The organism is Leisingera sp. McT4-56 (genome assembly GCF_020514995.1).
Lineage (GTDB): Bacteria > Pseudomonadota > Alphaproteobacteria > Rhodobacterales > Rhodobacteraceae > Leisingera > Leisingera aquaemixtae_A.
Map to the genome: position 1 here is coordinate 26,803 of NZ_JAJALF010000018.1, position 14,685 is coordinate 41,487.

13 protein-coding genes are annotated in these 14,685 nt (G+C 65.6%); 4 read left to right on the plus strand and 9 right to left on the minus strand.

Features of this window, described 5'->3' with window-relative positions; translation table 11 throughout:
- Positions 1-8: 8 nt before the first annotated feature.
- From LHL23_RS17335 to LHL23_RS17355, 5 genes are all read right to left on the minus strand, one after another.
- On the minus strand, positions 9-1,088 hold the full coding sequence (locus LHL23_RS17335) for a transporter substrate-binding domain-containing protein (protein WP_222482273.1): 1,080 nt from the start codon (positions 1,086-1,088) through the stop codon (positions 9-11).
- Between the two features lie 151 nt (positions 1,089-1,239).
- Positions 1,240-1,983 carry a hypothetical protein gene (locus LHL23_RS17340; RefSeq protein ID WP_226430861.1) on the minus strand — a complete coding sequence of 248 codons (744 nt, stop codon included), beginning with the start codon at positions 1,981-1,983 and terminating at the stop codon, positions 1,240-1,242.
- Positions 1,984-2,219: 236 nt separating this feature from the next.
- Entirely contained in the window at positions 2,220-5,222 is a 3,003-nt protein-coding gene (gene ileS, locus LHL23_RS17345; RefSeq protein WP_226430862.1) for an isoleucine--tRNA ligase, read from the minus strand.
- Between the two features lie 294 nt (positions 5,223-5,516).
- Positions 5,517-6,005 (minus strand): DUF2269 family protein, encoded by a 489-nt coding sequence (locus LHL23_RS17350; RefSeq protein ID WP_226430863.1) that lies wholly within the window; start codon positions 6,003-6,005, stop codon positions 5,517-5,519.
- A 1-nt stretch (position 6,006) separates the two neighbouring features.
- Entirely contained in the window at positions 6,007-7,314 is a 1,308-nt protein-coding gene (locus LHL23_RS17355; RefSeq protein WP_226430864.1) for an SDR family oxidoreductase, read from the minus strand.
- Positions 7,315-7,471: 157 nt separating this feature from the next.
- Between LHL23_RS17355 and LHL23_RS17360 the strand changes: the two genes are divergently transcribed.
- Complete coding sequence (locus LHL23_RS17360; RefSeq protein ID WP_226430865.1) at positions 7,472-7,894, plus strand: group III truncated hemoglobin; 423 nt, start codon at positions 7,472-7,474, stop codon at positions 7,892-7,894.
- Positions 7,895-7,999: 105 nt separating this feature from the next.
- Here LHL23_RS17360 and LHL23_RS17365 read toward each other — a convergent pair whose 3' ends face one another.
- Genes LHL23_RS17365 through LHL23_RS17375 form a run of 3 tightly spaced genes read right to left on the minus strand, consistent with a single transcriptional unit; the run spans position 8,000 to position 10,853 of the window.
- Positions 8,000-8,989 carry a YcjF family protein gene (locus tag LHL23_RS17365; protein WP_226430866.1) on the minus strand — a complete coding sequence of 330 codons (990 nt, stop codon included), beginning with the start codon at positions 8,987-8,989 and terminating at the stop codon, positions 8,000-8,002.
- Entirely contained in the window at positions 8,986-9,441 is a 456-nt protein-coding gene (locus LHL23_RS17370; RefSeq protein WP_226430867.1) for a GNAT family N-acetyltransferase, read from the minus strand. The genes LHL23_RS17365 and LHL23_RS17370 overlap by 4 nt, the downstream gene beginning before the upstream one ends.
- The gene (locus LHL23_RS17375; protein WP_226430868.1) at positions 9,438-10,853 is read right to left on the minus strand and encodes a YcjX family protein; all 1,416 of its coding nucleotides are present in this window, start codon (positions 10,851-10,853) and stop codon (positions 9,438-9,440) included. The genes LHL23_RS17370 and LHL23_RS17375 overlap by 4 nt, the downstream gene beginning before the upstream one ends.
- A 112-nt stretch (positions 10,854-10,965) precedes the next feature.
- On the opposite strand from LHL23_RS17375, the gene truA reads away from it, so the two are divergent.
- From truA to LHL23_RS17390, 3 genes are all read left to right on the plus strand, one after another.
- Positions 10,966-11,733, plus strand: a complete 768-nt coding sequence (truA, locus tag LHL23_RS17380) for a tRNA pseudouridine(38-40) synthase TruA (protein WP_222482282.1) — start codon at positions 10,966-10,968, stop codon at positions 11,731-11,733.
- A 182-nt stretch (positions 11,734-11,915) separates the two neighbouring features.
- Positions 11,916-12,650, plus strand: coding sequence for an NYN domain-containing protein (locus tag LHL23_RS17385; protein WP_226430869.1), 735 nt, complete (start codon positions 11,916-11,918; stop codon positions 12,648-12,650).
- A 79-nt stretch (positions 12,651-12,729) separates the two neighbouring features.
- Complete coding sequence (locus LHL23_RS17390) at positions 12,730-13,665, plus strand: NAD(P)-dependent oxidoreductase (RefSeq protein WP_226430870.1); 936 nt, start codon at positions 12,730-12,732, stop codon at positions 13,663-13,665.
- A 25-nt stretch (positions 13,666-13,690) separates the two neighbouring features.
- Here the strand turns inward: LHL23_RS17390 and LHL23_RS17395 are convergent, their stop codons facing one another.
- Complete coding sequence (locus LHL23_RS17395) at positions 13,691-14,587, minus strand: ankyrin repeat domain-containing protein (protein WP_226430871.1); 897 nt, start codon at positions 14,585-14,587, stop codon at positions 13,691-13,693.
- Positions 14,588-14,685 lie beyond the last annotated feature (98 nt).

A 14,685-nucleotide genomic window follows, 5' to 3' on the forward strand; every position in this document is an offset into this window, starting at 1 on the left:
CTCCTCCCTCAGAACCCGGCCCAGATCCGGGCCATGTGGTCCTCGACGATGGCCTGGTAGCTGCCGTCTTCCTGGATCGATCGCAGGCCCTTGTTGATCATCGCCAGCATTTCATCGGCGCGCGGGTGGGTCTTGTGCACCACCACATAGATGCCCAGCACCGACAGGGGCTGCGGCAGCACTGTGAACTGGTCGGCGATGCCGGCTTCCTTCATCACGCTGCGGCCGGTGAATTCGTTGATTGCCACCGCATCCGCCTCGCCCGCGGCCACCATGTCAAAACAGTCCTTCACCTTGTGCGGCTGCTTCAGGGTAATCTTCTTTTCCGCGATCCAGTTGCGGCCGCGCTCGTCCAGGTCAAAAGTCAGGTAACCGGAAGGGCGGCACAGGGTCTTTCCTTCTATGTCGCTGTCGCTGGTGAACGCAAACGGCCGGTCCTTATGCGCAAACAACAGCATCAGGGTCTCGAACATCGGCTCGGAGAAGTGGAAGTTCTGGCAGCGGTAACTGCCCGGCATCGTCTCGCAGTCAGGCTTGTACCAGGGAAAGCCCAGATCCAGCAGCGCGTTCGACAGCAGTGGGTCGAAATGCGACGACCAGTCGTTCACCCAGTGGATGGCATAGCCTTCGGCCGGGGCGGCCTGGGTCATTGCTGCATTCACCACCTCGGTGATCAGACCGCCGTTGTGCGACGCCTTGGAGGTGAATGGCGCGTAATCGTCGCCGGTCAGCAGGTTGATCTTCTTGCGCACCGCCGCGTTGCCCGGCGCCACCTTGACGGGCACCGCGGCGGCGGGGGCGGCAGCTCTGATTTCCTTGCCGCCCGGCAGGCCCAGCGGCAGCCCTTCGAGGCAGGCCAGCGAGAGTTTCATGCCGACCCGGATCGCCCCCGGCTTGGGGCCGATCTGGTCAATGTTGCGGTTGTGGATGGCGCTCCACTTGCCCGCGTCCTTGTATAGCTTGTCAGCAATCACCGACAGGCTGTCGCCGGACTGCACGGTATAGATGCCACCGCAGGTTTCGGCAGCAGCGGAAGTGGCCGCCAAGGCAAACAGCCCCATGGCAGCAGCAGCGATATAGTTTTTCATGGTCCCCCCGGGAAATGGCTGGCACCGGAGCCGGAGCCGGCCGCCGGTGCCTTTTCACATTATTGTTTTTGCAATTGTTCCAGCCCTGCTCCATCGGCGGCACAGACCAGTTCCGGAAATCGGTGCTGCACATGCGCGCGCAGCCCGGTTGTCAGTTGCCGGTGAACAGCGCCAGAAGCGTTGCCGTATCAACCCGCCCGCCAGCGCCGATCAGGCCCGCAGGCACGGTGATTTCACCGCGCTCGTAAGCGCTGTTCACCAGCTGATCGATATAGGCCTCGGACTGGCCCTGCGCAGCGGCGCTGCGCACCATCTTGTAGAGCGCGGACCCATCAACAGTGGCAGGCGCGGCAGACCCGGCAGCCTGTTTGCTGCGCAGCGCTGCCAGCGTGCCTTCGGTAATGCGTGCGACCAGGGCCTCTTCACCGCTGGCAGGCGAGCCTTCCAAACCTGCTGCTGCTGCAGCCCCGGCCGGCACCTCTGCGGCGAAGGAGTCCGGCAGAAGCGCTGCCGTTTGCGCATCCTCAGCAGTCACGCTGCCGCCGAACTGGAAATAGAGCAGCATGGCTGAGGCCACAGCCAGACCGGCAGCCGCCAGCCCCAGCTTGGCCAGGGCACCGCCTTTGTCCGCTTGAACCGGTGCAAAGGGCTGCGGCTCCGGAGATTGTTCGCTTTGGGCTTGCGGCCGTTCGACCATGGAGGGCACTGCGGTTTTGGCAGGCTTGCCAGCCGTTCCGGCAGCAGTTTCCGGCTGCCTCCGGCTGGTTGCGGGGCCGCCCGCCACCAGGTCGATCTTCATGTTCTTCGGGGCTGACACCCCGTCAATCCGGATTTGCGCGCTGCGCGCCCTGCCCGGCGCACCCGCCGGTTGCACGTCCGTTTTCAACTTCAGCACAGAATACTGCCCCCCTGCCCCATGCCATATTTTGAAATGACGGTTTAAAATCTACATGGAATTAACGTTTTCTTAACCAATTGAGGGAAACCGGTCAACATTTGGGGGAATCCAATCAGACGGCACACAATGCATTTCCCGGAAAAAGTGTGGAAAATGCCGCAATAGCAGCGTAAAAATGACAACGCCCGGCCTTAAGACCGGGCGCTGCGCACAATTCAGAGGTGAGGTCTGGCTTAGCCCAGCGCGCTGTCGCAACGGCCGCAGACGCCCTCGTGGCTGTGGCTGCCGACATCCGGCAGGATCTTCCAGCAGCGCTGGCACTTGCCGCCGTCGGCCTTTTCAAACACCACCGACACGCCATCGACTTCCGGCATGCGGAAGGCTTCGGCGGGGGCCGGGTCGTTGGTCAGCAGGATGTCCGAGGTGATGCAGATATCGGCGAAATTCACCGACTTCAGCGCCGCCAGCGCATCTCTGTCGCGCACATGCACCACAGGTGCTGCCTCCAGCGAGGCGCCAATCACCTTGTCGGTGCGCTGCACCTCCAGCGCTGCGGTCACCACCCGGCGGGCCTGGCGGATCTTGGACCACTTGGCGGCCAGCGGCTCGTTCAGCCAGTCTGCAGGCGTGTTCGGGATATCCTGCAGGTGCACGGAGCTTCCCTCGCCCGGGTATTTCTCCAGCCAGACCTCTTCCATGGTGAAGACCAGGATCGGCGCCAGCCAGGTGGTCAGGCGGTGGAACAGGATGTCCAACACGGTGCGCGCGGCGCGGGCGTTCAAGGTGTCGCCGTCGCAATAAAGCGCATCCTTGCGAATGTCGAAGTAGAAGGCCGACAGGTCCACGGTGGCAAAGTTGAACACCGCCGAGAACACGCCCTGGAAGTCAAAAGACTGGTAGCCACTGCGCACCTTCTGGTCGAGTTCGGCCAGGCGGTGCAGTACCCACCGTTCCAGCTCCGGCATATCCGCCGGGTCAACCCGCTGATCCTCGCTGAAGTCGCCCAGGGACCCCAGCATGAACCGCATGGTGTTGCGCAGACGGCGGTAGCTGTCGGCGGTGCCTTTCAGGATCTCCGGACCGATCCGTTGGTCGGCGGTGTAATCGGTCTGCGCCACCCACAGGCGCAGGATGTCAGCGCCGTACTGCTTGACGACCTCCTCCGGCACGATGGTATTGCCGAGCGACTTGGACATCTTCATGCCCTTCTCGTCCAGCGTGAAGCCGTGGGTCACAACATTGCGGTAGGGCGCGCGGCCCTTGGTGCCGCAGGCCTGCAAGAGCGAGGAGTGGAACCAGCCGCGGTGCTGGTCGGTGCCTTCCATGTAGACGTCGGCGATGCCGTCCTCGGTCCCGTCTTCGCGGTCGCGCAGCACAAAGGCATGGGTCGAGCCGGAGTCGAACCACACGTCCAGCACGTCGAACACCTGGTCATAGGCATCCGCGTCGACGATGCCGTCCAGCACCTTGGCCTTGAAGCCGTCTTCGTACCAGACATCGGCGCCATGCGCCTCGAACTCGGCGACAATGCGCTTGTTGACCTCTTCATTGCGCAGCAGGAAGTCCGCATCGGTCGGCAACGCGCCCTTCTTGGTGAAGCAGGTCAGCGGCACGCCCCAGGCGCGCTGGCGCGACAGCACCCAGTCTGGGCGGCTTTCGATCATCGAATGCAGGCGGTTGCGGCCGGTCTGCGGCCACCATTTCACCAGCTCGTCGATCGAGCGCAGCGCCCGTTCGCGGATGCTGTTGCCCATTTCGCCCATGCCGTCGTCCAGCTTGCGGTCGACGGAGGCAAACCACTGCGGCGTGTTGCGGTAGATGATCGGCGCCTTGGAGCGCCAGGAATGCGGATAGCTGTGCTTGATCTTGCCGCGCGCCAGCAGACCGCCGACTTCCACCAGCTTGTCGATGATCTTCTTGTTGGCATCGCCCTCGCCACCCTTGCGGTTGAGGATATAGGTGCCGCCGAAAAAGGGCAGATCGGCGCGGAAGCCGCCGTCGTCCATCACGTTATAAGTGATCATCTGCTCCAGCATGTTCAGATCGCGGTAGAGCTCGAACTCCTCCATACCGTGGCTCGGCGCGCAGTGGACGAAGCCGGTGCCTTCGGTGTCGGTGACAAAGGGGGCAGCGCGGAAGTCGCGGATACCGTCCCATTCGCCGTTCGAGCCTTCAGCGCCGTGCAGCGGGTGGTGCAGCGACAGGCTGGACAGTTCGTCAACCGATACGCCGCGCAGGCGCTTGTACTGGTCCTCAGCCAGACGGGCGCGCTTGAACACCTCTGCCGCCAGGTTGTCGGCCAGCAGGAAGCGGTCGCCGGTATTGGCCCAGCATTCGTCCGGGGTGCCGGTCACCTCATAGAGGCCATAGGCAATGTCCGCGCCGTAAACCACCGCCTTGTTCGACGGGATGGTCCAGGGTGTGGTGGTCCAGATCACCACATGGGCGCCTTCCAGATCCTGCGCCACGATCGCAGAGTCAGCGCCAGCGAAATCCGCATCCTCGCCGTCTGCAGCCACGAACCCGCCGGCCTCAGCCACTTTGAACTTTACCCAGATGGTGAAGCTTTCCTTGTCGTGGTATTCGACCTCGGCCTCGGCCAGCGCGGTCTTCTCGACCGGCGACCACATCACCGGCTTGGAGCCCTGGTAGAGGGTGCCGTTCATCAGGAAGGTCATGAACTCGTCTGCAATGACCGCCTCGGCGTGGTAGTTCATGGTCAGATACGGGTCATCCCAGTTGCCGGTGATGCCCAGGCGCTTGAACTCCTCGCGCTGGATGTCGACCCAGCTGTCGGCAAAGGCGCGGCATTCCTGGCGGAATTCGACAACCGGCACCGCATCCTTGTTCTTGCCCTTCTTGCGGTACTGCTCCTCGATTTTCCATTCGATCGGCAGGCCGTGGCAGTCCCAGCCCGGCACATAGCGCGCGTCAAAGCCCATCATCTGGTGCGAGCGCACGATCATGTCCTTGATGGTCTTGTTCAGCGCGTGGCCGATGTGCAGGTGACCGTTTGCATAAGGAGGGCCGTCATGCAGGGTGAAGGGCTTGCGCTCCGCACCCGTGCCCTTGGCCGCGGCGGCCTTGTCGCGCAAGCGGTCGTAGACGCCGATCTGGGCCCAGCGCTCCAGCCAGGCGGGCTCGCGCTTGGGCAGGCCCGCGCGCATCGGGAAATCGGTTTTCGGCAGATTCAGGGTGTCTTTATAGTCAGGCGTCTGAGGCGTGTCGGCGCACATCGGGGGCGTCCTTTGGATGATCAAGGTCGGAAATTGGGATATTCGGTTCGGCGCGATGGCTCAAGCGCCTTTGCCCGGCGGCTCAATGGTTTCAGAGCGCCGGGGATATAATTCGAATAATGATGGCCGCGAATAGGGACATGAAAGGCCTTATAGGGCGGGCGTGCGGCAGGGTAAAGCGGCAGATGTGCGCATCACGCGAAGGGCAGAGACCGGCCCCGGGCGGGCGCAAAGCGCCCTCCCGTGGGGAGGGTCGGGCGCTGCCCGGCGGTGCCGCCGACCAATTATTCTCTGTCAGCGCACCAGCCAGATACCCAGATCCGGCCGCGCCAGCATCAGCCAGATGATCATCAGCACCGCAGCAAAGGCGGGGACGCCGCAGGCAAACCAGATGGCAAACAGGCGGTGATAGCGCGCAGGCAGCGCCTGCCCCGCCTCCGCCGCTGCCCGCGCCAAGTCGCGCAGCCGCAGCTGGATCCAGACCACTGGCAGCCAGAACAGTCCGGTCAGCACATATAGCCCCAGCGACAGCGCCAGCCAGCCTGCGTTCAGCGGCCAGCCCAGCCGCCAGGCCAGCAACCCGCCGGTGACCGGCTGGGCAATCACGGCTGTGGCAGTAAACAGCAGGTCCGCCAGCACCACGATATTGGCGGTGTGGGCAATCAGCGCCGCATCCCGCGTCCGGTGCGCCATCAGCATGAAAAAGGCGATGCCCGCTCCGGTGCCCAAAAGCACGCAGGCGCCGATCACATGCAGCCAGCGCAGGATCAGGTCCACCTCCATCTCAGCGCTCCTGCAGCAGTTGATGAGTGATCAGCGCCAGCAGCAGACCCGGCAGCACCTTGACCAGCGGCCCGAGCGGATCAGCCCACATCTGCGGCGTAACCGCAGTGGCCGCGGCCAGGTAAATCAGCGAGACCGCCGCCATCCCCAGACAGGCGCGCACCGCCCAGGGCCGCCACAGGATTGCCAGCCCCAGGGCGATATCGGCAAATGACCAGAACCCAACGCTGGCTTGTGCAAGCAGGCCGCTCCACCCCTCATCCGTCAGCACCTTCGCCGCCGCATCCATCTGCCACAGGCCGATCAGTCCCGAAGCCAGCCAGAACAAGCTCAGCACGGCGACCGCAACCGGCATCAGCAGCGCCATCCGGGCGTCCAGCCGCTGCGCACGCCCTGAAGGCAGCGATTGATAGACAGTGTTCAGGGGCGCCACCTCCCGCCCCGTGGCTGCCCGGTACGGGGCGGGATCGCCGCACACGCCGCTCTGGATTTCGGCAATCGCCGTCGAGCGCAGCGGCGAGCGCCAGCCCAGCCGCCCCAGCGCATCGGCGCAGGCCGCCAGCGGCGGCGGCAGCCAGCCCGGGAACCGCAGAACTATGCGGGGCGGTGCAAACCCCAGCCATTTACGTGTCTCCGCCAGAACTTCTTCCAGCGTGTGCACTTGCTCTTCGACCAGATCATAGGTCCCCTGTGGCAGGCCGCCCTGCAGCGCGGCAGCAACCGCCTCTGCCAGATCTGCCATGCCGATGCACTGCACCGGCGCATCTGCCAGCGCCACAGGCTGCACCAGCGGCACCGCCGCCAGCATCCGCAAGAGCCGGGTGCCGCCATAGGCGCCCTGCCCGATCACCAGCCCCGGCTTCAGGATCCAGGCCGCAGCGCCAGAGGCCCGCAAGGCCGCGTCGCCCCGTCCCTTGCTGCGCATGAACTCCGTCCCGGCGTCTGGTCCTGCCCCGGCAGCTGAAATCTGCACAACCGCGATGCCCCGCTCTGCACAGGCCGCCCCCAAGACTGCAATGGCTGTGTGGTGCACCGCCTCCAGCTCCCCTGGCGCCATATCCTGCAGAACCCCCGCGCAGTTCACCACGGCGTCCGCACCCTGCAGCAGCGGCGTCCAGTCCTCAGGCCGCAGCAGCTGCAGCAGGTCGCCCTGCACAAACGGCACGCCCGGCAGCACCCGCGCCGCCTGCGCCGCACTGCGGCCCAGCCCCGCTGCCTCGTATCCGGCGGTCCGAAGGGCGCGCACCACCTCAGCCCCGATAAACCCGTAGGCGCCCAGAACCAGCACCCGCCTTGTGTTCTCCGCCATCAATGAATGCCTTTTTGACAAATCTCCCGCTCACCATAGCGGCAGCGGCGTCAGGCGCCAGCGCTGCCGCGGTCCGGCACTGCAGCAGATGCGCCTTCCCTCTTCCGCTGGCTGTGGCTTCGACTTATCTACAGGCGAAAGCAGGCCGGAGCAGATTATGATTGAGACCGAAACGCAGAACCCGCTGGCGCGGTTCGACATCACCGCAGAGGAAATATCCCGCGTGGTTGCCTTGTTCTATATGCAGGTGCGTGCGGACGATGTGCTGGGACCGGTCTTTGCCGCCCATGTCTCTGACTGGCCGGAGCATGAGGAGAAGATCGCAGGCTTCTGGCGCAATGCGATCCTGCGCGAGCGCAGCTACAGCGGCAATCCGATGCGGGTGCATGTCTCGCGCTCCGATGTGAAGGCAGAGCATTTCCCGCTGTGGCTGGGCCTGTTCCACCAGGTGCTGCGCGCCGAGCTGCCGGAGCGCACCGCGCTGCAATGGGGCGCCCTGGCCGACCGCATCGGCGAGGGCTTCCGCACCGGCATCGTGGCCATGCGCCAGCCCAAGGACCAGCCGCCCAAACTGTTCTGAGCCCCCGGACAGGTGCTCTCCCGCTCCCGCAGGCACTCTGGCTGCGCCAGGCTGCCTTGGCGGCCTTGGGCACGGCTCATGCTGCGCATGAGCCTGAGGCGCGCGTTACTTCTCCTTGGAAAACAATCCCGTCAGCGCCCGCTGGACCACCTTGCGGGTGCTGGGCTTGTGCTGCGCAGAGAACGGCATCGGGCGGCAGACCTCCATCGCGGCAACGCCGACACGCGCCGACAAGGCGCCGTTGACCAGCCCTTCGCCGAAGCGGCGGGAGAGCTTGGACAGCACCGATCCGCCCAGCACCGGTTCCAAGAGGTCATCGCCCGCAGCCACCGCGCCGGTGGCAGCCAGATGCGCCAGCACCGCACGGGTCAGCCGCCAGGAACTGAAGAACCCGGGCCGGCCGCCATAAATCCCTGCCACCCGTCGTATCATCCTGAGCGAAGAGACCAGCGCCGTCAGAATATCCGCCAGCGCCATCGGCACCAGCGCCGTTACCGTCGCGACCTGCCGGGCCGCGGCCTCCACCTCGCGCAGGGCCAGCGCGTCCAGCGGCACCAGCAGCTCTTCCTCTGCCAGCAGCAGGAGTGCATCGCCGTCCATCACCTCGTCCTGGCGCTCCGCCAGCCGGGCCTGATGCCAGCTGAGTTCCTCGCGCCCGCTATAGAAGGCCTCCAGCCGGGTGGTGAAGGCGCGGGCCGCAGCCAGATCCGCGGCCTCTCCGGCCTGATGGCGCAACGCATCGACACGCCGCAGCCGCGACAGCGCCGCCAGTTCGCGCAGGGCCATGGCAAGCGCCAGCAACAGCAGCAGCGCCAGCCCGGCCGTGACGGCCCAGCCCAGCAGCGGCACCCGGTCAATCAGCCTGGCGGCGAAGTCCCAGGCCGCGACAGAGGCCATGGCGCCGATGACCGCCGCCAGCAGCGCCCAGAACCAGCGCGCCAGCCGCGACGGGCGGCGGGCGGCGATCCGGGCAGCCTGCTCCATCGCCGGGGGCTGCACCGCCGGCGGGGCCGGGTCGGGAACCGGCGGCGCTTCCGCCACTGGCGGCGCCTTCTCTTCATCCTCCAGGTCAAACAGAACCGGCTTCTTGGTCATGCGGCCGCCCCCTGTGCTGCGCGCCATTCAAAAGCAATGTCGGGTAGGCCTTCCTCATTGCCGGAGCCATCCCCGCGGCTGGTTTCAGAAAAGCCCTCGCGCCGGTAAAACTTTTGCGCCCCTGCGTTGGCGGCAAAGGTGCGCAGAGTCAGACGCAGCGCGGCGGCTTTGGCCGCATCCAGAAGCATCTTGCCTGTGCCCAGTCCGCACGCCTCTGGCGCGAGATAGAGCGCGCAGACTTCCTCGCCGTCGCGGGCCAGGAAACCTTCAACGCACCCGCCCCTTTCCGCCACCGTGACCCAGCCGCGGTCGATCATAGTGCCGCAAAAGGAAATCACCTCAGCCGAGGTGTAGAGCTTGGGCATCCAATCCGTCTCCTGCTGGAAATGGTAGAGGATATCGCCAACCGTGCCGGCATCCAAAGGCGCGGCGGGGCGCAGGAACAGGGTCACAGGGCATCTCCGATCAGGAATTCGGCGGCGCGGTCGAGGCGGATATGCGGCGGGCCGCTGCCGTGTTTCAGGGTAAGCGGCGCAGGGGCAAAGGCCATCGACTGATAATCGCCTTCCAGCCAGCGCTCCGCGCCCTGACGCGCCGGGGTCAGCAGCTGGGCCGGGTCCTGCGGCAAAGCACCGGGGTAGAAGGCCGCCTGTTTGCCGCTGTCCAATAGCGTGCCGCGCACGCAGGGCAGCTCAGCGCCGTTGTGCGGGCGCATCTCCTCCGTGGTGGTGCGCAGGGAGGCCAGCGCCAGCGCCGCAGTATCCGCCCCGGCAAAGCGGGCGCGGTCCTGCGCCTCGCGGGTGAGCGCCTCGATAATGGCGGTCATCTGCGGGTGCTGGGCGTGGTGCAAATGGTCGGCCTTGGTGGCGGCGAACAGGATTTTCTCCACCCGCTTGCCGCCTAGAAGCCGGGTCAGGAAATGGTTGCGCCCCGGTTTGAAGGCGCTGAGGATATCGGCCATCGCATGGCGCAGATCCTCCACCGCCTGCGGCCCGGAGTGGATCGCCGAGAGCGCATCCACCAGCACCACCTGCCGGTCGATGCGGGCAAAGTGGTCACGGAAAAACGGTTTCACGACCTTGGATTTATAGGCCTCATACCGCCGCTCCATCTCCCGCCATAGGCTGCCGCGCGGCGGGCTGCCGACCTGCGGCAGCGGCGCAAAGGTCAGCACCGGCGAACCTTCCAGGTCGCCGGGCAGCAGGAAGCGCCCCGGGGTGCAGTCGTAGAAACCGGCGGCGCGGGCGGCGGCCAAGTATTCCGTGAAAGCCGCGGCGAGGGCCTGGATCTGCGGCTCATCGTGTGCCCCTGCTGGAACCGCCTTGGATTGTTCTGTCAAAAAATGTTCCGCCTGCGGACGGGAGGCAATGCGGGACAGAACATCCGCGGACCACTCGGCGTAGGTTTTGTCCAGCAACGCCAGGTCCAGCAGCCATTCGCCCGGGTAGTCGACGATATCCAGATGCAGCGTGCGCGCGCCCTGCAGGCCTGCCAAGAGCCCCGCGGGCCGCACTTTCAGGCTGAGGCGCAGCTCAGACACCGCCCTTGTGCTGTCCGGCCAATGGGGTGACGGCCCGGTCAGCGCCGCAAGGTGGTTTTCATAATCGAACCGCGGTACGGTGTCGTCCGGCTGAGGCTGCAGGAAGGCGGCCTCGATCCGGCCTTCGCGCGCGGCGCTCAGCTGCAGCATCCGGCCCCGGTCCATCAGGTTGGCGACCAGCGAGGTGATGAACACCGTCTTGCCGGAGCGCGCCAGCCCGGTGACCCCCAGCCGGATGGGCCGGTCGAACAGCGCCGCGGAGAGGCCGCTGGTCACGCTCTCCACCCCGCTCATCACCCCGTCTGCAAGGGAGGTTATCACCAAGGCCCTGATCCTGCTCTGTTCTTGCTGCTGACAAGATAGGCAGCATCCCGCCGGGATACCAGAGCGCACGCAGGGCTTGCCCCGGCCCGGCCCTGTTGCTAGTTGCCCGGCCATGCCGCGTTTTGCTTTGAAAGTCGAATACCACGGGAAGCCTTTTGCCGGCTGGCAAAGGCAGAAGGACCTGCCGTCCGTGCAGGGCGCGATCGAGGCTGCGCTGGCGCGGCTGGAGCCGGGGGAGCACACCATCGCCGCCGCCGGGCGCACCGACACCGGCGTGCATGCGCTGGGACAGGTCGCGCATTGCGATATGGCCAAGGATTGGGACCCGTTCCGCCTGTCGGAAGCGCTGAATTACCACCTGAAGCCCGATCCGGTCGCCATTGTGGACTGCGCCCGGGTGGAGAGTGACTGGCATGCGCGCTTTTCCGCGGTGGAGCGACAGTATCTGTTCCGCATCCTGATCCGCCGCGCGCCTGCCACCCATGACGCGGGCCAGGTCTGGCAGCTGAGCCATGATCTGGATGCGGACGCCATGCAGGAAGCAGCCAACCACCTGATCGGAAACCATGATTTCACCACCTTCCGGTCATCCATCTGCCAGTCGGCCAGCCCGGTCAAGACACTGGATGAGCTGCGGGTGGAGCGGGTGCAGGGCTTCTCCGGGCCGGAAATCCATTTCCATGTCCGCGCCCGCAGCTTCCTGCACAACCAGGTCCGCAGCTTTGTCGGCACGCTGGAGCGGGTCGGCGCCGGCGCCTGGGAGCCTGCGGACGTGAAAGCCGCGCTGGAGGCCTGCGACCGGGCGGCCTGCGGGCCGGTCTGCCCGGGCCACGGCCTGTATCTGGCGCGAGTGGGCTACCCGGACGATCCCTTCGCCTGAGCCGATAAACGGGGGTGACACCCGTACACCTCCTGTGCACCCTCTGTGCACCGCCCCGCCCTTGCATCACGGCGGCGGCTGTCCATACTCAACCGCAGCATTCCGGATCACACCGGCCGTTTCCCCCGCGGCGCCCGCCCCGCGCCGCTGCCCTGAGCAATAACAAGAAGAAGAGACCCGCAATGGCAGCCACCACCAAACCGCCGCTTTTGGCCGTCCTGATCGACGCCGACAATATCTCCGCCAAATACGCCGAGGCGATGTTCGAGGAGATCGCCTCCTTCGGCGAGGCCAGCATCCGGCGCATCTATGGCGATTTTGCCGGCGGCGGGCCGCAAGGCTGGAACAAGGAGAAACTGGCAGCGCTGGCAATTGTGCCGCACCAGCAGTTTGCCAATACCACCGGCAAGAATGCCTCGGATATCGCGTTGGTGATCGACGCGATGGACATCCTGCATTCCGGGCGCTTTGACGGTTTTGTGCTGATTTCCTCGGACAGCGATTTCACCCGGCTGGCCAGCCGCATCCGCGAACAGGGGGTGGACGTTTTTGGCATGGGGATGCGCAAGACACCCGCCGCCTTTGTGAAAGCCTGCAAGCGGTTCATCTACGTGGAGAACCTCCTGGAAGAGCCGGCCAAGGCCAAGACAAAGCCCAAGAAGGATGACGTCGACGGCAATGCGCCCTCAGAACTGCCGGACCCGGCCAAGCTGGTGGTGCGGGCAATGGATGCGATCGGCCAGGAGGACGAATGGTTCACGCTGGGCCAGATCGGCCAGTATATCACCGCCGCCTTCCCGGATTTCGACACCCGCAGCTATGGCAAGCGCAAGCTGAGCGACCTGATCGCCTCGTTGAAACTGTTCGAGACCAAGCGCGGCGAGGGCAACCAGATCCTGGTGCGGCGGCTGGACTGAGCGGCGGAAACAGCCTTTCGCTTGCGCGCGAACCGTGGCTTAGTCCCGCAAACGGGACGCGTCAAAGGGAGGAACGCGCATGGCAATGCTGATCAGCATCGGTCACGACGGCTGGTATACCGAGGAACAGATGGCGGAACAGCTGCAGGCGATGGCGCCCGGCGCCGATATCCGCCCGATCTCCGCTCCCGGCAATCTGGACGATATCACGGTGCTGGCGGTTTCTGCGCTGAAGGGCGATCTGCCCGCGCAGCTGCCGAACCTGAAACTGGTGCAAAAACTGGGCGCCGGGGTGGATACCATCGTGGCGCACCCCAGCCTGGCACCGCATGTGCGCGTGGCCCGGCTGAGACCGCTGGAACCTGCGCATGAGATCGCCGAGTTCTGCCTGGCCTATGTGCTGCGCGATCAGCGCAACATGCGGGCGCACGCAGCCTCGCAGGCCAGCAGTGCCTGGGAACCGCTGGCGCCAAGGCGTCCGCAGGAGACCACCGTCGGCATTCTGGGCCTCGGCCATATCGGCGGCATGACAGCACGCCTGATGCGCGACATGCGGTTCCGGGTGCTGGGCTGGAGCCGCTCGCCCAAGGAGATCGAGGGCGTGGACTGCCGCCACGGCGCGGCGGCGCTGCCGCAGATGCTGGGGGAATGCGATTATGTCTGTTCGATCCTGCCCTCCACCCCCGCCACCCGCGGGCTGATGAACATTGAAACACTGGCGGCGATGAAGCCGGGTGCGATGCTGATCAATGCAGGCCGCGGCGACCTGGTGGATGAACCGGCCCTGCTGGCGGCGCTGGACAAGGGCACGCCCGGCCATGCGGTGCTGGATGTGGTGAGCAAGGAGCCCTTGCCCGCGGACAACCCGCTGTGGGCGCATCCGCAGGTCACGATCACCCCGCATGTGTCCGGCTGGCATCTGGGCGACGCGCTGAAAGACGTGGTGGAAAACCTGCGGCGACTGGAGGCCGGGGAAGAGCTGCTGCACGAAGTGGACCGGCAGCGGGGGTACTGAGCCCCTGCCCCGCGCAATTTACCTGCTAGAGCGCAAGACTCGAAAGATAGGCGATTATGGCAACCCGCGCGGCGCGGTCTGGCTGGTTGCCGCGGCCCATTTCCGTTCCGGGAACGGCATTGAACGGATCGGCGAGAAAGATGTTAAGCTCCTCGGCGGTCCAGTCGCCTGTCTGCGCCAGCATCGCCTCGGAATAAGGGAACCCTTCGACCGACGCCTTGGCCCGGCCCACAATGCCGGCGAGGCTGGGGCCGGGATGCTGTCCCGTACCAGTTTCTCCGGGCGCCATGCCGTGGCATCCGGCGCACTCAAACGCCAGCACGCGCCCTTCCTCGGGGTCGGCGGCTTCCAGCTCCGCTGGCTGCAGAGGCTCAACCGGTGCGAGGCCGGCGCCCATTTCCCGCAGGAATGCGGCCATTTCCGTCTGGCCTTTCCGCTCGGCAAAGTGAACCGCGGGCCACCCGTAGCGAACTGCACCCGCATTCACATCGGCACCGTGGCCGAGCAGCAGGCGGGCCGCCTCGACAGCGCCGCGCTCCGCTGCCTGATGCAACGGCATCAGCAAGTCTTCACCGCCAGGCAGGTTCGGATCAGCACCAGCCTCCAGCAGGATAGAGACGATGCCGGTGTGGTTGTTGCGGGCGGCAATGCCAAGTGCCGTGCCGAAGTCTGTCGCGGAGTCAGGAAACGCTCCAGCAGACAGCAGGTAGCGCACCGCCTCCTCCTGCCCGCGCTGGGCCGCGAAGTAGAGGGGCTTGGCCAGCGTTTCCGGGTCAGGGCTGGAGCCTTCGGGCAAAGCCGCCTTCAAGGCCGGCATATCGCCCGAGGCAGCCAAGGGAGCCAGTGCCTGCGGCGCAGCCGCGCTGGGAAGAACAAAAAGCAGGAACAGTAAGCGGGTTGGCCGGAAGAAGCGCAGCGGCATTTTGCGTCCTCCTTCAGAATGTCTGACGGACGCAGTTTAGCATGGCAGGCGCATCGCGCCAAAACATGCCGAGACTGGCACTTTACCGGTTCTGCAGC